Annotated in this window: 16 protein-coding genes and 1 pseudogene; 16 read left to right on the top strand and 1 reads right to left on the bottom strand. The window is 61.1% G+C overall.

From position 1 onward, the window contains the following. Positions 1-3: 3 nt before the first annotated feature. Positions 4-1,482 (bottom strand): hypothetical protein, encoded by a 1,479-nt coding sequence (locus tag MF268_RS15115; RefSeq protein ID WP_238371700.1) that lies wholly within the window; start codon positions 1,480-1,482, stop codon positions 4-6. Between the two features lie 244 nt (positions 1,483-1,726). Between MF268_RS15115 and tssA the strand changes: the two genes are divergently transcribed. From tssA to tssK, 16 genes and pseudogenes are all read left to right on the top strand, one after another. Continuing rightward, positions 1,727-2,779 carry a type VI secretion system protein TssA gene (gene tssA / locus MF268_RS15110; protein WP_238371699.1) on the top strand — a complete coding sequence of 351 codons (1,053 nt, stop codon included), beginning with the start codon at positions 1,727-1,729 and terminating at the stop codon, positions 2,777-2,779. Between the two features lie 74 nt (positions 2,780-2,853). Continuing rightward, positions 2,854-3,363 (top strand): type VI secretion system contractile sheath small subunit, encoded by a 510-nt coding sequence (gene tssB, locus MF268_RS15105; RefSeq protein ID WP_238371698.1) that lies wholly within the window; start codon positions 2,854-2,856, stop codon positions 3,361-3,363. Between the two features lie 11 nt (positions 3,364-3,374). Beyond that, positions 3,375-4,871: a type VI secretion system contractile sheath large subunit gene (gene tssC, locus MF268_RS15100; RefSeq protein ID WP_238371697.1), complete on the top strand. Its 1,497-nt coding sequence runs from the start codon at positions 3,375-3,377 to the stop codon at positions 4,869-4,871. 70 nt (positions 4,872-4,941) lie between these two features. Continuing rightward, the gene (locus MF268_RS15095; protein WP_238371696.1) at positions 4,942-5,439 is read left to right on the top strand and encodes an Hcp family type VI secretion system effector; all 498 of its coding nucleotides are present in this window, start codon (positions 4,942-4,944) and stop codon (positions 5,437-5,439) included. An 84-nt stretch (positions 5,440-5,523) separates the two neighbouring features. Next, positions 5,524-6,366, top strand: coding sequence for a type VI secretion system accessory protein TagJ (locus MF268_RS15090; RefSeq protein WP_238371695.1), 843 nt, complete (start codon positions 5,524-5,526; stop codon positions 6,364-6,366). Continuing rightward, a complete protein-coding gene (gene tssE, locus MF268_RS15085; protein WP_238371694.1) occupies positions 6,359-6,856 on the top strand; it encodes a type VI secretion system baseplate subunit TssE in 498 nt (165 codons plus the stop codon). Before MF268_RS15090 ends, tssE begins: the two co-directional genes overlap by 8 nt. A gap of 4 nt (positions 6,857-6,860) precedes the next feature. Beyond that, positions 6,861-8,735, top strand: coding sequence for a type VI secretion system baseplate subunit TssF (tssF, locus tag MF268_RS15080; RefSeq protein ID WP_238371693.1), 1,875 nt, complete (start codon positions 6,861-6,863; stop codon positions 8,733-8,735). Further along, a complete protein-coding gene (gene tssG, locus MF268_RS15075) occupies positions 8,699-9,769 on the top strand; it encodes a type VI secretion system baseplate subunit TssG (RefSeq protein ID WP_238371692.1) in 1,071 nt (356 codons plus the stop codon). The genes tssF and tssG overlap by 37 nt, the downstream gene beginning before the upstream one ends. Positions 9,770-9,773: 4 nt before the next feature. Further along, positions 9,774-12,500: a type VI secretion system ATPase TssH gene (gene tssH / locus MF268_RS15070; protein WP_238371691.1), complete on the top strand. Its 2,727-nt coding sequence runs from the start codon at positions 9,774-9,776 to the stop codon at positions 12,498-12,500. Positions 12,501-12,634: 134 nt separating this feature from the next. After that, complete coding sequence (locus MF268_RS15065) at positions 12,635-13,468, top strand: ion transporter (protein WP_238371920.1); 834 nt, start codon at positions 12,635-12,637, stop codon at positions 13,466-13,468. Beyond that, positions 13,458-13,931, top strand: a pseudogene (gene tssB / locus MF268_RS15060) (type VI secretion system contractile sheath small subunit); the annotation flags it as partial. The gene MF268_RS15065 and the pseudogene tssB (MF268_RS15060), both read left to right, overlap by 11 nt. Positions 13,932-13,988: 57 nt before the next feature. Continuing rightward, the gene (locus tag MF268_RS25415) at positions 13,989-18,080 is read left to right on the top strand and encodes a type VI secretion system contractile sheath domain-containing protein (protein WP_337926809.1); all 4,092 of its coding nucleotides are present in this window, start codon (positions 13,989-13,991) and stop codon (positions 18,078-18,080) included. 64 nt (positions 18,081-18,144) lie between these two features. Further along, a complete protein-coding gene (locus MF268_RS15050; protein WP_238371690.1) occupies positions 18,145-20,331 on the top strand; it encodes a type VI secretion system Vgr family protein in 2,187 nt (728 codons plus the stop codon). Between the two features lie 10 nt (positions 20,332-20,341). Beyond that, positions 20,342-20,953, top strand: coding sequence for a DUF6931 family protein (locus MF268_RS15045; RefSeq protein ID WP_238371689.1), 612 nt, complete (start codon positions 20,342-20,344; stop codon positions 20,951-20,953). Positions 20,954-21,104: 151 nt separating this feature from the next. Further along, entirely contained in the window at positions 21,105-22,577 is a 1,473-nt protein-coding gene (tagH, locus tag MF268_RS15040) for a type VI secretion system-associated FHA domain protein TagH (protein ID WP_238371688.1), read from the top strand. Between the two features lie 22 nt (positions 22,578-22,599). Continuing rightward, positions 22,600-23,940 (top strand): type VI secretion system baseplate subunit TssK, encoded by a 1,341-nt coding sequence (gene tssK, locus MF268_RS15035; RefSeq protein WP_238371687.1) that lies wholly within the window; start codon positions 22,600-22,602, stop codon positions 23,938-23,940. The last annotated feature ends 14 nt before the right edge of the window (positions 23,941-23,954 follow it).

Genomic DNA, 23,954 nt, shown 5'->3' with positions numbered 1-23,954 from the left:
GTGTCAGGCGGCCAAGGCCGTGCTGACCTCGTCGAGCGACTGAAGCGCGCTGCCCCGGATGTTCGTCTGCACGAAACCATTTTCATCCACGTCATGGAAGAAGGGGGAATCCAGCACGGTGCGATAGGTGGCGATGATGTCACGCGCCTGCGACTTGAGCGCCTCGCGTTCCGGCCCATCTGGGGCCTCGACCAGCTTTTCCAGCGTGTCTTCGAGATTGGTGTCGATTCCGTCGAGATAGTCGAAGAGCACCGAGGATTTCGACGAGACTTCTTCGAGCCCTTCGATATCGCGGGTGGCGGCATCGATGGCGGATTTCAGGCCTTCCAGTTCCTTTTTCAGCGACTGGCGGGTCTTGATCCACGAAAGGCGCGACCTGACGTAGGGCACGACGTTGTCGGGGATTGCCTCGCGGGCCTCGTCGGCGGCAGCGGTGGTGGTCGCGGATTGCGCGGCTTTCAGCAGTTCGGCGATGCGGGGGACCGAGGCCAATGCCTTGTCATAGGCACCATCTGCGGCCATGTCCTTGGCGTAATTGAAGGCACGGTTGATACCGTCGAGATCGCCGCGCTTCTCTGTCATCGCCTTGTCGACCAGCGGTTGCAGCTTGGCCTCGGCTGCGGCCCATTTGGCGGCGTTGGGATCGGTTGCTTCTGGCGCGGCTGTCTGCTGCTTGTTCACCGCGGCTTCGATCTTGGTCAGCATCTGGTCGGCGGTGCCAAGTTCCTGCGCCTTGATGGATTTCGCAGCCGTGCCCAGCGCGGCCAGCAATTTGCCCTTGGCGGGTTCCGCCATCGTGTCGATGGTCTGCTTGAGCGAACTCGCGCGAGCGGCGAGTGCGCGGGCATCCGGCGCGCCGGGTTCCGGAGGCGGAGGGGCGGCCGGTGCGGTCGCGCCAAGCCTGGCAATGGCGGTTTCCAGCGCTGTGATGGTCTGGTCCGCCTTGGTGAGGTCATCGGCCTTGATCTGTGAGGCCGCCGCGCCCATCGCGGCTTTCAGTTTCTCGGCGGCGGGAGCGGGTGCGGCCACTACGGCAGGCTGGATTGCCTTGAGCCGCGCGGCGAGCTCTTTTGGATCGAATGCCGGGGTTGTGTCGGAATCAGTCTCTTCGTCCGTTACGGTATTAACGTCATCCGTATTAACTTCGGCATCCGTAATTTCATCGTCACCATCGAATTCCGCATCGACTGGCAATTCCTCGATCTCGGATTCCAGCATGTTTCCGTCGGCATCTAGAATAACGACATTGACCGAGATTTTCTGGGTCTTGAAATATGCCTTGAGCGTTTTGGCCATTTTCGGCACGACCCGCTCGCAGGTCATTTCGACGATTTTGCCTTTGACCTCGAAAGTGCCGAAAGACACTTTCGGCGCGGTACCTTCGGCCTTGGCGGCTTTCCCAAGAATGGTGGGTGACTTGCGGCGATCGATCATCACCACATGCTCCTCCATCTTCTTGCCGGGACAGAAAGCGAATGGCATCGTTTGCTTCTTTCCCAGCTTTATCAATTTCTTGAGTTCCGGGCCTTCTGTCTTTGAACTGGCCATATTCGTTAACCTTTATTGTGTGATCTAAAAGCAATTGACTTTGAGAAAACGATAAGGCTGACTTGGGGTCAAGCCATTGTTTTATTAGTAAGTGTGAACTCGATTGCAGAGGCCGAAACCGGGGGCGGGCTTTGATCATTCGGGTAGGCCCAGAAATACCATCGCAGGGATAGGCGAAATGGACCCGGTAGAACTACTGAAGCCACGCGGCGATGATGCGCCGAGTGGAGAGAATCTTGAATACGACCCGGTATTCGTCGAAATGGAACTGGCCGGGCAGCCCGGCGAAGACAGCCAGTTCGGCGGCGAGGTCGATGATCCCGATTACGGCGAAGTTCAGAAGAAGGCGCTTGAAGTGCTGGCCCAGAGCCACGACCTGCGCGCGGCGGTCTATCTGGCGGATGCGATCCTGCACAGCGAAGGGTTGAGCGGCTTTGCCGATGTGACGACCTATATTCGCGGCTGTCTGGAAGAGCACTGGGCTACCTGCCATCCCGAATTGGACGAGGATGACGAGGATGATCCCACCATGCGGATCAACACGATCCAGGGGCTTTGCGGCAATCCCGGCGGACAGAGCGGGCCCTCGCCGGTCTATCGTTCACTGCAACGCGCGCCGCTGACGGAAAGCCGTGCCTTTGGCCGGTTGTCCATGCGCGACATCGAAATTGCGGAAGGCAAGCGATCGGCCCCTGAAGGCGCGCAAAACGTGCCGGATATGACGACCGTCGCTGCCGCGTTTCAGGACAGCGACGCGGAAAAACTGAAAGCGCTGCAGGCCGCGCTGAAGACGGCCGCCGACGATCTCAAGGCCATCTCCAAGGTTTTTGACGAGAACACGCCGGGGCAGGGACCGGAGCTTGATCCGGTGATCAAACTGGTGATGCAGATGGGCAAGGCGATAGCCTCTCATGCCGAGGGCGACGCGCCCGAGGAAGAGACCGAGACCGGCGAGAGCGCGGCGCCTGCCGATTCCGTTGCCGCCGATTCTGCGGCGCCGGTTCGGGCCGGTGGTGGCGCGGTTGGCGGAATCAAGTCGCCGACCGACGTGGCCAATGCGCTCGACCGCATCATCGAATACTATCAGAAATACGAACCTTCGAGCCCGCTTCCAATTCTTCTGAAGCGGGCAAAACGTCTGGTAAATGCCGATTTCCTTACTGTTATGAAGGACTTGGCCCCGGACGGGATGAGTAACGTCAACCTTATTGGCGGGCTCGACGACGATTAATTGCATGGCTGTGACATGGTTCACATACAGCAGCCGTAACCACTGACAGATTAGGGACATCAAGGGAGCACGACATGGCCGGAAGTTCACAGAAATTCATAGCGCGCAACAGAGCGCCTCGCGTACAGATCGAATACGATGTCGAGTTGTACGGCGCTGAGAAAAAAGTTCAGCTGCCTTTTGTCATGGGCGTCATGAGCGATCTTTCGGGCAAGTCCGAGGTGGAGCAGCCCGCGGTTGCCGACCGCAAGTTCCTTGAGATCGACGTCGACAATTTCGACGACCGGATGAAGTCGATTGCCCCCCGCGCCGCATTCACCGTGCCCAACACACTGACCGGCGAAGGCAACCTGGCCGTGGACATCACCTTTGAGAGCATGGACGATTTTTCGCCGGCCGCCATCGCCGCCAAGGTCGAACCGCTCAAGGAGCTGCTTGAGGCACGGACCCAGCTTAGCAACCTGATGACCTATATGGACGGCAAAACCGGGGCCGAGACGCTGATCAGCAAGATCATCCAGGACCCGAGCCTTTTGAAAACGCTTGCGGCGCAGCCTGCGCCCAAAGCTGACGACGAAGCGTAAGGGAGGCGATCATGGCTGAAGAACAAGCACAGGTCGAAGCAGGCGCAGGCGCAACGGCATTCGGCTCCTCGGAGTTCGAGAACCTCCTGCAAAAGGAATTCCGGCCAAAATCGGACCAGGCCAAGACGGCCGTTGAAAGCGCGGTCAAGACTCTGGCGCAGCAGGCGCTGGCCAATACCGCGCTGATCTCGGATGACGCGCTGCGCTCGATCGAGAGCATCGTCGCGGAGATCGACAAGAAGCTGACCGAACAGGTCAACCTGATCCTGCACCACGAAGAATTCCAGCAGATGGAAAGCGCGTGGCGCGGTCTGCATTACCTGGTGAACAACACCGAAACCGACGAGATGCTCAAGATCCGCGTGATGAACATCTCGAAGAAGGAAATGCACAAGACCCTCAAGAAGTTCAAAGGCACCGCCTGGGACCAGTCGCCGATCTTCAAGAAGATCTACGAAGAAGAATTCGGCCAGTTCGGGGGCGAACCCTATGGCTCGCTGGTGGCGGATTATCACTTCGACCACAGCCCGCAGGATGTCGAGTTGCTGGGCGAGATGTCCAAGATCGCCGCGTCGGCCCATGCGCCGCTGATCACCGGTGCCAAGCCGAGCCTGTTCCAGATGGACAGCTGGTCCGAGCTTGCCAATCCGCGCGATCTTACCAAGATCTTCCAGACGCCGGAATACGCGTCCTGGCGGTCACTGCGTGAGAGCGAGGACTCCAAGTATGTCGGCATGGCGATGCCGCGTTTCCTTGGTCGTCTGCCTTACGGTGCGAAAACCGATCCGGTTGAGGCCTTTGCCTTTGAAGAAGACACGGACGGGGCGGACAGCAGCAAGTATGGCTGGGTCAACGCGGCCTATGGCATGGCGGTCAACATCAACCGGTCCTTCAAGGAATACGGCTGGTGTTCGCGGATCCGCGGGATCGAATCCGGCGGTGCGCTGACCAACCTGCCTTCGCATACCTTTGCGACCGATGACGGTGGCGTGGATCAGAAATGCCCGACCGAGATCGCCATCGGCGACCGGCGCGAGGCGGAACTTGCCAAGAACGGCATGATGCCCCTGATCCACCGAAAAAATTCGGATCTTGCCGCATTCATCGGCGCCCAGTCGCTGCATAAACCGGCTGAGTATGACGATCCGGATGCGACTGCGAACGCCAACCTGGCAGCCCGCCTGCCGTACCTGTTCGCGACCTGCCGCTTTGCACATTACCTCAAGTGCATGGTGCGCGACAAAGTTGGTTCGTTCAAAAGCCAGCAGGATATGGCCAGCTGGCTGCAGAACTGGATCGATCAATACGTCGACTTCAACGCGGATGTCTCGTCCGAACGCGAAAAGGCGAGAAAACCGCTCGCCGCGGCAGAAGTCGTCGTCGAGGAAGTAGAGGGGAACCCCGGCTATTATTCGTCGAAGTTTTATCTCCGCCCTCACTATCAGCTCGAAGGGTTGTCAGTGTCCCTGAGACTGGTTTCGAAACTGCCTTCGGAAAAGGGAGCGTAATTCAGGGCTCCCGAAGGTTTGACCCCCCAGGAATAGGCGCGATGCGCCACCCCATGAAAGGATGCAGAAAATGGAAAATACTTTTATCAAGATCGGCGACATCGACGGCGAATGCACGGAGCATAACCACATCAAGTGGATCCCGGCAAAGACCCTGTCCTGGGAAGTTACCCGGACGCTGGACATGGACGATCTGGGCACCACGCAGCGCGGCTATGCAAACTCGAGCTTTGGCAAGGTCAGCGTGTCGACCGAGCTGAGCATCGCTTCGCCCAAGCTGATGCTGGCCGTGGCCGATGGCACCGTGCGCAAGGAAATCACCATCGAGATGTGCCGTTCGGGTGCCCAGTCGACCAAGGGCATGGAGCCGTATCTCACCTGGAAACTCTTCGACGTCGTGATCGACAAGTACGAAGTCTCTGGCGGTGAAGAGCAGGTGCCGGAAGAGAACTGGGACATGGCCTATCGCCGCATCGAACTGGTTTACAAGAAAGCCGACCCGAACTCGGGCGAGCTGGGCAAGGGCGGCGACTTCAGCTGGAACCTGCTGACCGGCCAGCAGACCTGAGCCTGACATGGCAACCCGGTCCGGTCCCTGAAATTCGGGGTCCGGACCATCTGCGTTTTTGAAAGGCGATTGGATTTGGCGGGCATGACACCGGAAGAACATCTCAAAGCGGGCGATCTCGACGCCACCCTTGCGACGCTTCAGGAAAAGGTCCGGTCTAACCCGGCCGATCCCAAGCTGCGCATCTTCCTGTTTCAGCTGCTTTGCGTTCTGGGGGACTGGAAACGCGCGATCACGCAGCTGAAGCTTTCGGCCGAGATGGACGAAGCGGCGACGATGATGGCGCGCACCTATCGCGAGGCGATCATCTGCGAGGTTTACCGCGAGAAGGTGTTTGCCGGTGAAAAGGAGCCGCTGATCTTTGGCGAGCCACAGGAGTGGCTGGCCCTGCTGATCGAGGCGCAGAAGGTTCTGGCGCGGGGCGATGCGCAAAAGGCGGCGGACCTGCGGGCGCGTGCTTTTGACGAAGCGCCCGCCACAAGCGGCGGTGCCGACGGTCAGGCGTTCGAATGGATCGCGGATGCGGACATGCGGCTTGGTCCCGTGCTTGAGGTGATCGTGAACGGGCGCTATTTTTGGTTACCGTTCAATGCGATAGGCGCGATGGAGATCGAAGCTCCGGGTGATCTGCGCGATGCGGTCTGGACGGCGTCCACGCTGACACTGATGAACGGCGGGCAGGTTCCTGCCCTGATCCCGACACGCTATGCGGGGACGACGCAATCGGGGGATGCGTCGTCCAAGCTGGCACGGTCGACCGAATGGCAGGACGTGGGGGCCGAAACATTCGTGGGGATTGGCCAGCGTCTGCTGACGACGGATCAGGGCGATCTGCCGCTGATGGATCTGCGGCTGTTGCGGATGGACGGGTTCGATCCGTCGGTTCTGGCCACCGAGGAAACCGGGGACGCCGAAGCCGATGGCTGACAAGACCCTGTCGGAAAGGCTTCAGCCGTCGCTTCTTGACCGGCTGACCGACGATGCGCCGGGAGAGCTGAAGGAAGCGCGGGAGTCGCGGGTGATCGATATTTCGCGGCTGCGCGAGATCATCCAGCGCGACCTGTCCTGGCTACTGAACACGGCCAACCTCGGGAATGAATTCGACGAGGAAAAATACCCGAACGTGGCGAGATCGGTGCTGAATTACGGGCTGAGCGAGGTATCGGGCGAGTATTCGACGGCGGACCGGGCCGAAATGATCCGCCGGTCGATCGCGCGGGCCATTTCGATCCACGAGCCGCGCATCGTGCCCGGTTCGATAGACGTGACGATCAACCCGGACGAAAAGAGCAGCAACATGACCGTGGCGCTGGTGATCCGGGCGGACATGTGGGCGCAGCCCCTGCCGATGGAACTGTACCTACGCAGCGAGGTCGATGTGACCACGGGCGAAGTGAAGATGGAACGGAGAAGCTAGGCGCATGGATACGCGGCTCATGAAGCATTACGAGGCCGAGCTCATGTACCTGCGGGACATGGGGGCCGAGTTTGCCGAAGCCTACCCCAAGATCGCTTCGCGCCTTGGCATGGAGGGGGTCGAGGTTCTTGACCCCTATGTGGAACGGCTGCTTGAGGGCGTTGCGTTCCTGTCGGCGCGGGTCCAGCTTGAGCTGGAACTGCAATACCCGGCCTTTACGAGTAACCTGCTGGAAATCGTCTATCCACATTACCTTGCGCCGACTCCGTCGATGATGATCGCCGCTTTTGAACCGGATATCACGAATTCAGCGGTCAAGTCGGGTTATGTGCTGCCGCGCCATACGGTGCTGCGCTCGCGCCTGTCCGAGGGCGAACATACCCCTTGTGAATTCCGAACCGCTGCCGACCTTTCGCTCTGGCTGATCGAGATTGCCGAGGCTGAGTATATCGACAGTCGGGGCGAGCTGGTCGCGGCGGGTGTCGCGGTGCATCCCGAGGCGCGGGCCGGAGTGCGTCTGCGGCTGCGGCGGACCGACGGGGAAACGATCTCGGCCCTGAAGATGGACGAGCTGGTCATCCACATGAACGGCGGATCGGGCAATAACTGGGCGCTGCTGGAGCTGTTCTGCACCCGCTCGGTCGGGTTGTGCGGGCGGTCGACGGATCGAAGGGCCGACTGGGCGCAACCTTTGAAAGGCGAGGTCGAGCCGCGCGGGTTCGAGCCGGAAGAGGCGCTGTTGCCGACACCGCGCCGGTCCTTCGATGGCTACCGGCTGTTGCAGGAATATTTCGCGATGCCCGAACGGTTCCTGTTCGTGGCGCTGAAAGGCCTGCGTCCGGCGCTTGAGCGGGCGACGGGCAGCGATGTGGACATCTACATTTTGCTGAACGAGCCGCGCCGCGATATCGGACCGATGGTGGTGCCCGAGGCCTTTACGCTGCATGCGGTGCCCGCGATCAACCTGTTTCCGAAACGTTGCGACCGCGTGCAGATCACCTCGCGCGATACGGAGCAACACGTTGTGCCGAACCGGACGGCGGCGATGGATTTCGAGATTCACACCGTTGAGCAGGTCAAGGGGATCAGCGGCGAAGGGAAGGATGACGTGGAATTCCGCCCGTTCTATTCGGCGACGGATTTCACGGCAGCGGGGGAGTCGCACCCGGCGTATTACTCGATCCGCCGGCGTATGCGGCAGCGGTCGGAAAAGGAACGTCTGCGCGGGGTGCGCACATCCTACCTTGGTTCCGAGGTCTACCTGTCGCTGGTCGACCGCAATCAGGCGCCCTATGGGGCGGATCTGGAGCAGCTTGCAGTGCGGGCGCTTTGTTCGAACCGCGATCTGCCGATGCTGCTGAGCACGGGCGACGCGGATGTCTTCCAGCTGCCCGAGGGCGGGCCGGTCAAGTCGATCCGTCTGCCGGTGTCGCCAACCCGGCCGCATCCGACGCTGGCGCAGGGCGATACGGCGTGGCGGCTGATCAGCCATCTGAGCTTGAATTACCTGTCCATCGTCGAGACCGGCAAGGGGAGCGGCGCCGAGGCACTGCGCGAGCTGATCGGGATCTACGCGCCGCTGGGCGACCGGGTGACCGAAAAGCAGCTTGAGGGCGTGGTGAGTGTAAACAGCCGCCCAATCGTGCGCCGGATGAGCGACGAAGTGATGTCGACGGCGGTGCGCGGACTCGAGGTGACAATCGGGTTTGACGAAAGTTTTTTCGAAGGGACGAGCGTGTTCGTGCTGGGGGCCGTTCTTGAGCGGTTTTTGCGCAAATACGCCACAATCAACAGTTTCACTGAGACTGTTCTGAAGACGCAGAAACGCGGGGAAATTGCGAGATGGCGACCGGAAAAGGGTCTCGGCCGGATGATCTGAGCCATCTGGAAAGGTTGGCTGCAGATCCTGAAAAACATCATGTTTTTCAGGCGCTACGTATTTTGGAAGCGGCATACCCTCAGTCTCCGCGACTGGGGGAGAGCCGTCGTCCGCGCGAAGACCGCATCCGCATCGGACAAGAAGCCGAGCTGGCTTTTCCGCCGTCGACCATCGCGGCTTTTACCCCGCCAGATGGCAAGCGGCCGGGGCGGCTGACCAACCGTTTCTTTGGCCTGTTCGGACCGAACGGGCCTTTGCCGCTCCAGATGACGGAATACGTGCGCGACCGGTATCGCAACCATCGCGACCGCACCATCGTCGCCTTTGTCGATATGCTCATCCACCGTATGGCGGGGCTCTTGTACAAGGCGTGGCGGCAGGGACAGCCGACGGCAAGTTTCGACCGCGGCGATGATCCGATGGCGCGCAAGGTGGCGGCGCTGGCCGGGTTTCACGGTGCGCATCTGCGCGACCGCGACGCGCTGCCCGACCTTGCCCGGCTGCACCATGTGGGCCAGTTCGCCCAGAGCGCGCGCAACCCCGAGGGGCTGGTCGCGATCCTGTCGAACTTTTTCCAGGCGCCGGTGCATCTGCAGCAGTTCGTGGGCAGCTGGCTTGAGCTGGAACCGGATGACCAGTGGCAGCTGGGGCGCCCGGCAAGGCTTGGGCAATCGACAAGCATCGGCCGGAAGGTCTGGACCCGGGGAGCCAAGTTCCGCATCCGGATCGGGCCACTCAGCCTTGAGGAATACCAGCGCCTGCTACCGGGCGAAGAGTCGCTCGACCGGCTGCAATCGGTGGTGCGGACCTATGTCGGCGATGCGCTGGACTGGGACGTGAACCTGATTTTGGCCGGAGACGACATTCCGCGTGCGAGCCTTGGAGGAAAGACGCGGCTGGGTCACACCAGCTGGATCGCCTCACGTCGTGACGATGACGAAACCCGCCCGGACGCAGAGGACCTGTTCCTGCATCCCGGCGCAATAGCAGAACAAGGCGGCCCTGCATCCGCCACCATTAGATTGGGAAGGTAATTTTATGACCGAAATCAGCCGGGTATCCCTTTTCGGGAAATTGAACAAATTGGGTTATCAGGCCGTGGAGGGGGCAACCACGTTTGCCAAATTGCGTGGCAATCCCACGGTAGAAATGGTCCACTGGTTTCACCAGATACTCAATGGCCAAGACAGCGATCTCCATCGGATCATAAGCCACTACGACCTCGATGTTAGTAAGATAGCTGCGGAGATGACATCGGCTTTGGATAGGCTTCCAAGAGGAACGTCGTCCGGTCTGAATCTGTCCGAAGAGTTAGATTTGGCAATGGAGCGCGCATGGGTGCAGTGCTCATTGCGCTACGAAAAGTCTAAAGTACGGACGGGTCACATCTTTCTTGCAATGTTAGAGAACAAGATGCTGCGGGCAACATTGTATGAGATGTCTGATGAGTTTCGTAAGGTTAAACTTGACGACTTAACCGAAGCGCTGCCGTCGATAATTGAAGAGTCTCCAGAGCAAAGTCTTTCTGACGGCTCGACCACCGGTGGCGGCGTTGAACCCGGCGAGGCGAGCGGCGCGCGGTCTGCGCAGATGGGCGGGACCGAGGCGCTGGACCAGTTCTGCACCGACCTGACCGAGCAGGCGCGTAATGGCGAAATCGACCCTATCGTGGGGCGTGACGAGGAAATCCGCCAGATCGTCGATGTGCTGATGCGGCGGCGGCAAAACAACCCGATCCTCACCGGCGAGGCGGGGGTGGGCAAGACGGCGGTGGTCGAAGGTTTCGCGTTGCGCATCGCGCGGGGCGACGTACCGCCGGCGCTGAAAGACGTGCGCCTGCTGGTACTGGACGTGGGCCTGTTGCAGGCCGGGGCGAGCATGAAAGGCGAATTCGAGAACCGGCTGCGGCAGGTCATAGACGAGGTTCAGGCCAGCCCGACGCCCATCGTGATGTTCGTGGACGAAACCCACACGCTGGTGGGCGCGGGCGGTGCGGCGGGGACCGGCGACGCGGCCAACCTGCTGAAACCGGCGCTGGCGCGCGGCACGTTGCGCACCATCGGCGCGACCACCTGGGCTGAATACAAGAAGTACATCGAGAAAGATCCAGCGCTGACCCGGCGCTTTCAGGTCGTGCAGGTGGATGAGCCGGACATTCCCAAGGCGATCCTGATGATGCGCGGCATCGCCTCGATGCTGGAAAAGCACCATCGCGTGCAGGTTTTGGACGAGGGGATCGAGGCGGCGGTCACGCTTTCGGCGCGCTATATCCCGGCGCGGCAGCTGCCCGACAAGTCGGTCAGCCTGCTGGATACGGCCTGCGCCCGCGTGGCGGTGTCGCAGCACGCGGTACCAGCCGAGGTGGATGACAGCCGCCGCCGGATCGAGGCGCTGGCGACCGAGCTGGAGATCATCGGCCGCGACGAGACCGCAGGCTATGACGTGGCCGACCGGCGCGAGGCGGTAACAGCCGCGAAAGAGAGCGAAGAGGCGCGGCTGGCCGAGCTGACAGGTCGCTGGGACAAGGAAAAGGCGGTGGTCGAGGCGATCCTCGATCTGCGGGCCAAGCTGCGCGAGGGCGCGCAGCCGGTGGATGTGGATCTGGCCGGGGGGGAACCGGCGGCCGAGGTGGCCGAAGCATCGGACTCGCCCGCCAGCCCGATCAGCGAAGAAGACCGCGCCAGCCTTATTGCAGAGCTGAAGGCGAAGAATGTCGAACTGGTCGAATTGCAGGGCGACAGCCCGCTGATCCTGCCAATCGTCGATCATCAGGCGGTGGCGAGCGTGGTCGGCGATTGGACCGGTATTCCGGTGGGCCGCATGGTCAAGGACGAGATCGAGACCATTCTCGAACTCGAGGACCATCTGGCCAAGCGCGTGATCGGTCAGGATCACGCGATGAAGATGATCGCCAAGCGCATCCAGACGTCGCGCGCGGGGCTGGACAACCCCAGTAAACCCATCGGTGTTTTCCTGCTGGCGGGCACCTCGGGCGTGGGTAAGACCGAAACCGCGCTGGCGCTGGCCGAGGTGCTTTATGGCGGGGAGCAGAACGTCATCACCATCAACATGTCCGAATATCAGGAGGCGCATTCCGTGTCCTCGCTGAAAGGCGCGCCTCCGGGATATGTCGGCTACGGCGAAGGCGGGGTGCTGACCGAGGCGGTGCGGCGCAAACCCTATTCGGTGGTGCTTTTGGACGAGGTCGAAAAGGCGCACCCGGATGTGCACGAGATCTTTTTCCAGGTCTTCGATAAGGGCGTGATGGAGGACGGCGAGGGCCGCAGCATCGATTTCAAGAACACGCTGATCCTGCTGACCTCGAACGCAGGGAGCGACATGATCATGGACATGTGCGCCGATCCCGAGCTGATGCCCGAACCCGAGGGCATCGCCAAGGCGCTGCGCGACCCGCTGCTGAAGATCTTCCCCGCCGCGCTGTTGGGTCGTCTGGTGACGATCCCCTATTACCCGCTCAGCCCGAACATGATCGCCGAGATCACCAAGCTGCAGCTGAACCGGATCAAGAAGCGCGTGGCCGAAAGCCATGGCGTGCCGTTCGAGTATTCCGACGCGGTGGTCGATACGATTGTCGAGCGTTGTCAGGAGCTTGAAAGCGGCGGGCGGATGATCGACGCGATTGTCACCAACACCATGCTGCCCGAAATCTCGGCAGAGTTCCTGCGCCGGATGATGGAAGGCAAGGAGATCAGGAAAGTCGCGATCGACGTGGCGGATGGCGATTTCACCTACAGTTTCGAATGACTTTGAAACGCCGGGGGGCGTGATCTGCGGCCCCCGGTGAAACGCCAACAGGCGACACGAACAGGCAGACGGCAAAAGCCGCGCAGAGAAGGTTAAGACAAGTGACCCTTAGCGAAGCAGAGGACGACAGGCAGATGAGCTTGCAGGACAAGGTGCGGAAACTGGTCGAAACCGACCGTTTCACGAACGCGGTGATGACCGTTATCATCATCAACGCGATCACCCTTGGTCTGTCGACCTCTGAATCGGTGATGAGCTCCATCGGTCCGATCATCGAGACCGTCGATGATATAGCGCTGGCGATCTTTGTGGTCGAGCTTGCGCTCAAGTTCTATGCCTACCGGCTGCGTTTCTTCAAAAGCGCGTGGAATATATTCGATCTCTGCGTGGTGACGGTTGGTCTCTTGCCCTCCGGCGGGGGCATGTCGGCGCTGCGGGGGCTGCGGGTGATCCGCGCCATGCGGCTTTTGTCGGTGATCCCGCAGATGCGGGCGGTGGTTCAGGCGCTGCTGGATGCGCTGCCCGGTATGGGCGCGGTGATCATCATGATTTCCATCGTGTTCTACGTCTTCGGCGTGATGGCGACGCTGATGTATGGCGACACTTTCCCGGAATGGTTCGGCACGCTGGGCCGATCGCTTTATTCGCTGTTCCAGATCATGACGCTTGAGTCCTGGTCGATGGGCATCGTGCGCCCGGTGATGGAGGTGCATCCCTCGGCCTGGGTGTTCTTTGTGCCGTTTATCGTGATCACGTCCTTTTCGGTGCTCAACCTGTTCATCGGTCTGTTGGTCAACACAATGCAGACGGCGGTGGAAGAGGAAACTGAAGCCGAGTTCGAGAAGCTGCGGGAACTGGTCAAGAGCGAGACCGATATCGTCGCCGACAACGTGAGCGAGCTTCACGCCGAGATAAAAGCGCTGCGCGCGGAACTGGCCGGGAAGAGGGGGACAGGCGATGTCCGATAACTCGCAGAAATTCATTGCGCGCAACCGTGCGCCGCGCGTCCAGATCGAATATGACGTCGAACTCTACGGTTCTGAAAAGAAGGTTCAGCTGCCCTTTGTCATGGGGGTGATGAGCGATCTCTCCGGCAAGTCCAAGGTCGAGCAGCCCTCGGTCTCGGAGCGGAAATTCCTGGAAATCGACGCGGATAATTTCGACGAGCGGATGAAAGCGATGCAGCCGAGGGCCGCGTTCAGCGTGCCGAACACGCTGACTGGCGACGGCAACCTGAGCGTCGATCTGACCTTTGAAAAAATGGACGATTTTTCGCCCGCCGCGATTGCCGCCAAGATCGAGCCGTTGCAGGCGCTGTTGCAGGCGCGGACCGAGCTTCGCAACCTCATGGCTTATATGGATGGCAAGACCGGGGCCGAGACGCTGATCGAAAAGATCCTTGCCGATCCATCGCTGCTCGCGGCTGTTTCGGGCGGCGGCGCTACGGCGCCAGACCAGCAGGCGGCGCTGGACAGTTTGCGCGATGCGATGCCGGTGGAAACAGCGGAAGACGATGGATCCGCGTCCGTGCTGGACGGGCTGAGGGCCGCAACCCCGCAAGACGCCGTACCGGATAGCTCGACCGAGGATGCGCTGGCTTCGCTGGCCGATCAGGCGGTTGAGTACATCGCAGAGGATGACGGTTCTGCCGCGCTGGAGGCTTTGCGGGCGTCGGCGACGGAAGCTAAGGCCGAGGATGATGGGGCCGCTGCACTGGATGCGTTACGCGCCGCAGCACCTAAGGACGCTGTAGAGGAGGATGCTTCGGCGTCTGTTCTGAACGCGATGCGCTCCGACACGCCTGCCGAGGCGGCTACGGATACTGCTGCCGAGGATGCGCTGGCTTCGCTGGCCGGGCGAACGGTTGAGGAAGTCGCTGAAGATGATGGAACCGCTGCGCTGGATGCTTTGCGGGCGGCGGAGACAGAGGACGTTGTAGAGGAGGATGCCTCGGCATCCGTGCTCGACGCGATGCGTTCTGGCGCGCCCGTCGAAGTGGTTCCGGATACTGCTGCCGAGGATGCGCTGGCTTCGCTGGCCGGGCGAACGATTGAGGAAGTTGCCGAGGATGATGGGGACGCTGCGCTGGATGCTCTGCGGGCGGTGGAGACCACGGCCGAGATCCATGATGACAGCTTGGCGACATTGGAGGCTTTGCGTGCTGTCGAGACATCCGATGACAGTGAAGATGAAAACGCTTCCTCTGTGCTGGACGCGATGCGCAGATCAAATCCGGCCGAGGAAACCCCGGATCGTTCTGTGGACGGTGCCCTGACTTCTCTGGCCGGTCAGCCGATTGAAGAGGCTGCCGAGGAGGATCCTTTGTCGGCCCTGGATGACCTGCGGGACATCGCACCACAGGATGAAACCGAAGCGGACGATGCCGCATCGGCGCTGGACGCCCTGCGGGAGGCGACGCCAGCCGAAAGCGCGCCAGACGGTGCGGTTGATGATGCGCTTGCCGGGCTTGCGGATCTGGGATCGGAGGAAGAGCCGGAGGAGGATGCTTCTGTTGCGGCTCTCGAACGCTTGGCGCAGGCTGAGGTGTCGGCACCGGAAGCGGACACTACGGATGACGCGCTTGCCGGTCTTGTCGGGTTGGGCGTGGAGGAAGCTCCTCAAGAGGACGGCTCGGTTGCGGCATTGGAAAGCCTGGCGCGTGTGGAGGTCTCCGAGCCCGAGGCGGATGATGGGCTCGATGATCTTCTGGGCGGGCTGGTGCCCGATCCCGATGTGGCGGATGAAGGCGATGCGCTGGACGACCTGCTCGGGGGCACTGACCCGGTGGCAGAGGATGCAAATGGTGTCGCTGACGATAGCCAAGACGATCTTGCCGATGCGGCCTTGAACAGTGAGGCGGGTGAGGGTCTGAACGACCTTATAGGTGAGATCTCCGGCAGCGCGGAAGACGGTGCACCCGATGAAGACGAGCTTGATGATCTGCTTGGGGAGGCGGAAGAGGCCGTTGCCGCCGAGGCGGAGTTGGACGGTTTAGACGATCTGCTCGGAGGACTGGAAGGCTCGGCGGAGACTGTCAAAGCTGACTTGTCGGCGCCGGAACCGGAGGCATCCGGGGGGGATATTGTTATCGCGTCGTCGGACGATCTGGACGATCTTTTGGGAGGCTTCGAGGAAGATTTCGCAACCAGCGATGCAGAGGAAACGATCGCCAGCCCGGCGAGTGAGGCGGAGGCTGATGCGGCAAGCGAAGACGCGCCCCAAACTGACGGCCTGCACGATTTTGTGGGTGGCGAAGACGGGCTGGCGTCGGAACCTGCCAGCGAAGACAGTCTCGATGATTTGCTCGGGCTGGATGATTTTCCAGAGCCGGATGCCACCGATGACGTGGGTGATCTGTCGGTCAGCGAGAGCGAGGCCGGAGTGGCTGAAACAGATGGTCTCGATGATCTGCTTGGCGGTCTGGAGGACGCGCCGGATCCGGCTGTGGGGGATGGTCTGGATGATCTTTTGAACGCAACCAGCGATGAGCCGGAAGCTGAGACGACAGGCCAAGTCATCAACGAGCCTGATGGTCTGGACAATTTGCTCGGCGGTTTGGACGATACGTCGGGCACCGTTGAGGTTGACGCGTTGCCAAGCGATGCCCGCGATGACGCAGTGGCCGAGCCGGACGGTTTCGCTGATCTTCTCGGGAGTGCCGAAAATAGTGTCGATGACGGGCTGGACGACCTGCTCGGCGGGTTGGATGACAACACCGCTGAGGCTGGCGAAGAAACATCCGAGGCGGAGGATCTCGACGATCTTCTCGGTTTGAGCGAAGAGGATGACGGCGACGATCTGGACGATCTGCTTGGCGGTCTTGGCGAGAATGATACGAGCGAGGAAGGACGCGACGACATCGCCGCTGCCGCTGAGAGCAGCGGCGGCGCGACCCTTGCGGAGCCGGAATTCGCCTACGGAATGATGAGCTCGGCACGGCCGGATGCCGAGGTTCTCAAGCGCAAGAGGTTCCGGATTGCCCTGTTCGGTGATTTCTCGGGCCGGGCCGCGCGGGGGGTGATTGAAACCGGTGACGGGTTGGCAAGCCGTGCGCCGATCATCCTCGATCCGGATACGGTCGAGGATGTGATCAAGCGGTTTGGCACAACGCTGGTGCTGCCCATCGGCAAGGATGGCGCCGGGGTCGAGGTAAAGCTGTCGGAACTGGACGACCTGCACCCGGATGAGCTTTATGAAAACGTCGAGCTGTTCTCGGAGCTGGTCGGGTTGCGCGCGCAGCTCGGCATGGGGGCGACGGCCGAGAACGCGGCAAAGCGTTTGCGGGAATGGGCCGAGACGCATGGTACCTATGCCGCGCCGCCAAAGACCCGCGCGGGTGGCAGCGCGGTGCGTGCCGACCTGAAGATGAGCGAGTTCCATAAGCTGATCGGAGATGCCTCGGGCAGTCTCACGCAGGCCTCGGAGCTCGAGGATCTGATGGCGCGTGTTGTCGGGCCGCATATCCGGGCGATTCCGGATGCGGATGCGGTGGCGATGCAGAAGGCGGTGGATGACTCGCTTTCAGCGGCGATGCGGCTGGTGCTGCACCACCCCGACTTCCAGTCGCTCGAGGCGCAGTGGCGCTCGCTCGACCTGATCGCGCGCAGCATCGAGGTGGACGATACGCTCGACGTGGTGCTTTACGACGTCTCGGCCGAGGAAATCGCCGTGGATCTGGCGAGCGCCGACGATCTTTCGGAAAGCGGGCTGGTGCGCTTGCTGACCGGCGAGCCGTTGGACGAGGAAAACGGGCGCGGTGGGTATTCGGCGATGTTCGGGCTTTACAGTTTCGAGGAAACCCCGCCGCATGCGGAATTGCTCGGCCGGATCGCTCGGGTTGCAGCCCATGTGGACGCGCCTTTCTTTGCTGCGATGACGCCCGGGTTCATGGATGTGGACAAGAAAGAGCGCCATCCGCTGGTGGCCGAGGCGTGGGATACGCTCCGCGGGATGGGCGAGGCGAAATACCTTGGCCTCGTTTCTCCGCGTTTCATGCTGCGTCGGCCCTATGGCGCGAAATCCGAACCGATCTACGAATTCGAGTTCGAGGAATTCACCATGCAGTCGGGCCTTGGCGGCATGCTCTGGGCGAATCCTGTCGTGCTGGTCGCGATCCTGATGGCCAAGTCGTTCAAGGAAAACGGGAAATCCATGGGGCTTGGGTCGATCATGTCGCTGGGCGACATCCCCTATCATTTCGTGAACGACCGCTATGGCGATCAGGTCCAGCTGCCCTGCACCGAGCGCAACCTGACTCAGGACAAGGTGGAAAAGGTGATGGCGCGGGGCTTTATGCCGGTGGTGTCGATCAAGGGGCGGGATGAAATCCGGCTTGCCTCGTTCCAGTCGGTCGGGGGCGGAGAGATCCTTGGGCCGTGGTCCGGCGAAGTGCCGCCCGAACCGTCGCCGCCCAAGGTGGTGCGGGCCGAACGCCCTGCACCCGCCGTGACAGAGGAACCGGCGGGAGAGGCAGGGGATGACGATCTGGATTCGCTGCTTGCCGGGTTCGAGGACCTTGGCGGCGGAGACGATACGGGAGACGTGGAGGCGGACCTGGCCGCATTGCTGGACGATCTGTGATCCAGTTCATTGAACGAACGCGCCACAGGGTATCTGGTGGTCAGCGTATTGAGAGGGAAGCCCTATGGCGGAAAGACATGTTAGACTAACGGGCAAGATCACCGACCTGATCCCGAAGACGGATGACAAGTGCTTTGTGACAGGTGCGATCGTGCGCGAAGGGCTGAGCCGCCTGACCGACATGACGGTCGAATTCGTAGCCCTCAAGTCTCTGAAATTACAGGATCTCGTCGGCCAGCTGATGGGAGTCGAAGTCGAGGATCACCTGTCTGACAAAGTGCGCAACTTTTCCGGTATCTGCGTTTCGGTGGAATGTATCGGCCAGCTCGAACATCCGGACGGCACGGCCTATCACTACGTGGCGCAGGTGCGGCACTGGCTCTGGATGCTGACGCGTGGAATGGACAATCGCATTTTCCAAGAAAAAACGACCGTTCAGATCATCGAGGAGGTTTTCGGCGATCTGGGTTTCTCGGACTTTAAGAAAAAACTGCGCGAAACCTACGAGACACGCCAGTACTGCGTGCAGTATCGCGAAACGAATTACGACTTCATCTGCCGCCTCATGGAAGAGGAAGGCATATATTTCTATTTCGACAACGCGCCGGGCACCGGGGTCACGAACCAGCTGATCCTCTGCGATGACAAGGCGGGATCGCATTCGACGAACCCGGTACTGAAAGAGCTGAAGTTCACCGGTTCCGGCGGAAAGCCGACGGACGCTGGCAATACGGTGACGGACTGGACACGCGGCGAAAACGTCGTCACCGGCAAGGTTACCCTGAACGATTTCGACATGCTGACACCCAAGCAGGATCTGAAACTGATCCAGAAGGGCACCGCCAAGACGTCGCATTCGCACGGCTCGTACGAGAAATATCACTACCCGGGCAAGTTCCGTAAAGACAAGGCGCGCGGGGAAAAGCTGGCCCGCGTGATGATGCAGGCCAACGAGGTTTCTTATCAGACGAAACGCGGTGCCTCCAATTCGCGGGCGATCTCGGTCGGCTATCGATTCAAACTGACCGATCTCGATGGAGAGAACGGCGAATACCTTGTGACCGACGCGGTTCACTACATCCGGCCGACGGATTCGATCCGCGTGGCGCCGGGCCGTCTGGACCGGGACCGGGCCGAGCTGCAATACCCGAAGGAAATGGAAGACACCGATTACGTCGTGACCTTTGGCGCGATCCCGAATGCGACGCAGTTTCGTGCGCCGCTGGTAACCGACTGGCCCGAGATTTCCGGCCTGCACACCGCGATGGTCGTGGGTAAGAAGGGCGAGGAAATCTGGACCGATGAGCACGGCCGTATCAAGGTGCAGTTCCACTGGGACCGGGTTGGCAAGTCGGATGAAAACTCATCCTGCTGGGTGCGTGTCGCGACCCCGTGGTCGGGCAAGGGCTGGGGCATGGTCGCCATCCCGCGCATCGGTCAGGAGGTCGTGATCCAGTTCGAGGAGGGCGATCCCGACCGGCCGATCTGTACCGGCTGCATGTTCAATCAGGAAACCAAGCCCGCGTTCAAATACCCTGACGATGCGACCCAGCTTGGCATCCGCACGAACTCCTCAAAAGGGGGCGGCGGCTATAACGAGCTGATGTTCGAAGACAAGAAGGACGCCGAGTTCATGCGCGTTCAGGCCCAGAAGGATCACCAGTTCCTGATCAAGAACAAGTCGGTGGTGACCATCGGTCAGGATGCGATTGATGCCGGTGCGCACGATGAAGAGGGCAGTCTTTCCGAAGTGATCCGCAACCACGTCACGCGGACCATTCAGGAAGGCAACCACTATCATACGATCACCAAGGGCGACGAGGAGTTTAAGATCGAGGCCGGCAGCCAGCTGATCGAGATCAAGACCGACAAGATCCAGAAGGTCGAGGGCAAGCATGAACAGACGATCACCGGCAATTACGACACCACGGTGAAGTCCGGCGATCAGGTGACCTCGATCGATTCAGGCGATCAGACGACCACGGTCAAATCCGGCGATCAGACCACGACGGTCAAGCTTGGCAATATCACGACAAAGGCCAGCGCGGGCAAGATCACCATGACCGCCGCCCAGAGCATCGAGCTGAAGGTGGGCGGGTCGTCGATCAAGATTGATCCCTCGGGGGTCACGATCAAGGGGCCGATGATCAAGGTGCAGGCAACGGCTATGGCCGAGGTCAAGGCGCCTCTGACCACGGTCAAGGCAGATGCGATGCTGACGCTCAAGGGCGGCATCACCATGATCAATTAAGGTGGGTGTGATGAGCGAACGATTTGACGGCATGGTCAAAGTCCCCAAGGATCCGGCGGCGCGGTTGCTGGCAGATGCGAATGTCTTGCTGAAGACACCGCTGGAGGCGCCTGCCAGCGCTCCGGCCGATGTGGTACTGGGCGAACTGGTGGAAAAAGAAGCATGGATCGACATTCTGATGCTGCTGGGGGTGATCCTGCCGCCGCGCGAAAGGGTGTGGTGGGCCTGTCTTGCCGCACGCGATTACATCGGCCCGAAATCGGAGCGCGATCCGGCGGCGCTCAGCGCGGCCGAAGCCTGGGTTTTCAAGCCGACCGATGAAAATCGCGAGGCGGCGCGGCAATCGCTGGACCACGCTTATGTCGATGATGAAACCGTGCATTGCGCCATGTGCGTGCTTTATTCCGATGGTACGCTTGGCCCCGGTGATCTGGCCAAGTTTCCGGCCCCGGCGGGGGCCTCGGAGACCTCGGCTTTTGCCATGAATATGGTGGCGCTGGGAGAGCTTTCTGATAAGTTTGAAGCACATACGCAGGTATTGATCGACCGTGCCGTCGATATTGCCCGTGGTGGCAATGGCCAGATGAAAAACGATGATAGCCTGGAAAAGGGAGAGGCCTGATGGGAATGCCCCGGATCGCAGAGGGCGCGATGCGCCTGTCTTGTCTGCCGGGATGCGGTTCAGGTCTCGTTTACCGTTTCCATGTCAATTCTGACCCCAAGGCCATTCGAATGCCATCTTTTGGCGCGGACAGGAGGATAAGCCCGACACTATGGCCGTGATGCTGAAATTCCAGTCTTCCGGGACCGTCCCGGGAAATGCCCGCCCTGTGCCGATGCAGGGCGGCAGTCTGACCGTGGGGCGTGGCCCCGCGAACGATCTTGTTCTGCCTGATCCCGACCGGTTGCTATCGAAAAGCCATTTCGTGATCGAGGATCACAATGGCAATGTGGTGATCGTCGATCTGTCGACGAACGGGACGTTCCTGAACTATTCCAAGATCCCGCTGGGCAATACGCCGACGCCGCTGAACAACGGCGATGTGCTGGCCCTTGGCAATTACGAACTGGTGGTCGAGATCACCGCCGACACGCCGGACATGAGCGATTTCATCGCGCCACCCTCGGCGCAGGAGGCCGCGTCGCATGGCGATGCGAACCGGGCACCCGATCCGTTCGATCTGCTGGATGATGCGAGCTCGGGCGATTTCCTCGACGATCTGCTGGGGCCGGAAAAACCGACCGGCCCGTCGCAGATCAACCCGGTCGATCCGATCGACGACCTGCTGCCGCCGATGGGCGAAGAGGACGATCCCTTCTTTCAGAAACCGAGTGACGGGCGCGAGGGCACGGGGGCGAGTTTTTCGTCGCATAACCCTTCGGCCAATGACAGTTTCCGCCCGCAGCAGAGTTCGTCCAGCAACATGATCCCCGATGACTGGGACGATCTGCTGGAAGGCATTGGCGAGGATAAGGGCGGTCCGGCGGATGATCCCTTTGCCGCGACGCCTGAGCCCGAAGCGCCGCGTCGCACGCCGCCGGTTTTGCCGCCCGAGGATCTGGGCGACGATGTGTTTGCGCCCGAACCCGAAGCGCCAGCCGCACCGGTTGAGCCTGCCGCACCGGTTCTACCCGCGCCCGCACAGCCGGTGGCGGCCGGGCAGGTCGACATGGCGCGCGCCTTCCTTGAAGGCGCCGGGGCCGAGGATCTTCGGATCGACGACGCCGATCTGCCGCAGACCATGGCGCGCATGGGGCGGGTGATGAAAACCCTGATCACCGGCCTGCGCGAAATCCTGATGACGCGGACCTCGATCAAGAGCGAATTCCGCATCGAACAGACGATGATCAGCGCCGGCGGTAACAACCCGCTCAAATTCTCGATCAGCCCGGAACAGGCGGTCGAGACGATGATCAAGCCCGCGACCAAGGGCTACCTTAGCCCCGAAAGCGCCGCCGAGCAGGCGTTGCAGGACATCAAGGCCCATGAGGTCGCGATGGTGACCGGTATGGAGGCCGCGCTGAAAGGCGTGCTGAAAAAGCTCGACCCCGAGCAACTGGCCGGGCAGATCGAGGTTTCGGGTGCCTTTGGCAGCCTGCTGCGCGGCAAGAAGGCGCGCTATTGGGAAGTTTACGAAAAGATCTACGCGGAAATATCAGATCAGGCCGAGAATGATTTTCACGACCTGTTCAGCAGGGAATTTGCGCGGGCCTACAAGGACCAGCTTGAAAAGCTGAAGCAATAGGCCCGCAGGAAGGGAGAATTACGTGTCCTGGGACAGCAAGGTGCTTTGGACCGAGGGGTTGTTTCTGCAACCTCATCATTTTCAGCAGGCGGACCGGTATACCGAGGCGCTTGTCAGCGGGCTTGCGCGCCGGATCCGCCCCTATGGCTGGGGGGTGAGTGCGCTCGAGATCGATGACGAGGTGCTCAAGGTCGGACAGTTCGCGCTCAAGAGCGTGTCGGGGCTCACCCATGACGGCACGGTGTTTCGCGTGCCGATGACGGACGATCATCCGCCCGCGCTCGAGGTGCCGACGACGGTGAAGGATTGCGTCGTCTACCTGACCGTGCCGCAGCGCCGTCAGGGCGCGACCGAGGTGGACATGTCCGGGGCCGAGATGTCGGCCAGCCGTTTGCGTCCGACCGAGATCGAAGTCACCGACACGATGGGGCAGGAAAAGAAGCCGGTTGTGCTGGGCGTCGGCAAGATGCGCCTGCAATTCGCGCTGGCAGTGGACGATCTGGCCGACAAGCTGGCGATCCCGGTGGCGCGTATCATCGAAGTGCGTCCCGACAAGGAGATCATCCTTGATCAGGCGTTCATTCCGTCCTGCCTCGACATCCGCGCGGCGCATCCGCTGGACGCTTTCGTGCGCGAGTTGGAGGGGCTGTTGTCGCACCGGATGCAGGCGCTTTCGGGCCGTCTGGCGGAATCCGGTTCGGCGCGGGGCGCGGCCGAGGTGCAGGATTTCATGCTGCTGTCGGTGGTGAACCGGTCACTGCCGCTGATCCGCCACCTGAGCCGGATCGAGAACCTGCATCCCGAGGATTTCTATCGCACCTGCGTGTCGCTGGCGGGCGAGCTTTCGGTATTCATGTCTGCCGACAAGGAGCCGCCGAATTTCCCTCCTTACGAGCATGATAACCTGAGCGGCAGCTTCAGCCCGGTGATCCGCACCCTGCGGCAATACCTGAGTTCGGTGCTGGAACAGACCGCCATCGCAATCAAGCTGGAAGAGCGCAAATACGGCATCAGCGTCGGTGTCATCGCCGATCGCAAGCTGCTTGGCAATGCCGGGTTCGTGCTGGCCGTGGACGCGGATATTCCGGCCGAGGACGTGCGGCGGCATTTCGCGGGGCAGGCCAAGATCGGCCCTGTCGAGGAAATCCGCCAGTTGGTGAACTCGGCCCTGCCGGGGATCACGCTTCGCCCGCTGCCGGTGGCGCCGCGCCAGATCCCGTATCACGCGGGCGTTGTTTATTTCGAGCTGGAACCGGAAAGCCCGTACTGGGCCAAGATGACCACCTCGGGCGGGATCGCGGTGCATGTGTCGGGGCAATACCCGGGGCTGAAGATGGAACTGTGGGCGATCCGCAATAACTGAGGAAAGGGGAAGCG

Origin of the sequence: Heliomarina baculiformis, assembly GCF_019966545.1 — a bacterium.
Lineage (GTDB): Bacteria > Pseudomonadota > Alphaproteobacteria > Rhodobacterales > Rhodobacteraceae > Heliomarina > Heliomarina baculiformis.
Note: the sequence above shows the minus strand (reverse complement) of the source record. Positions and strands in the feature narration are given on the sequence as shown.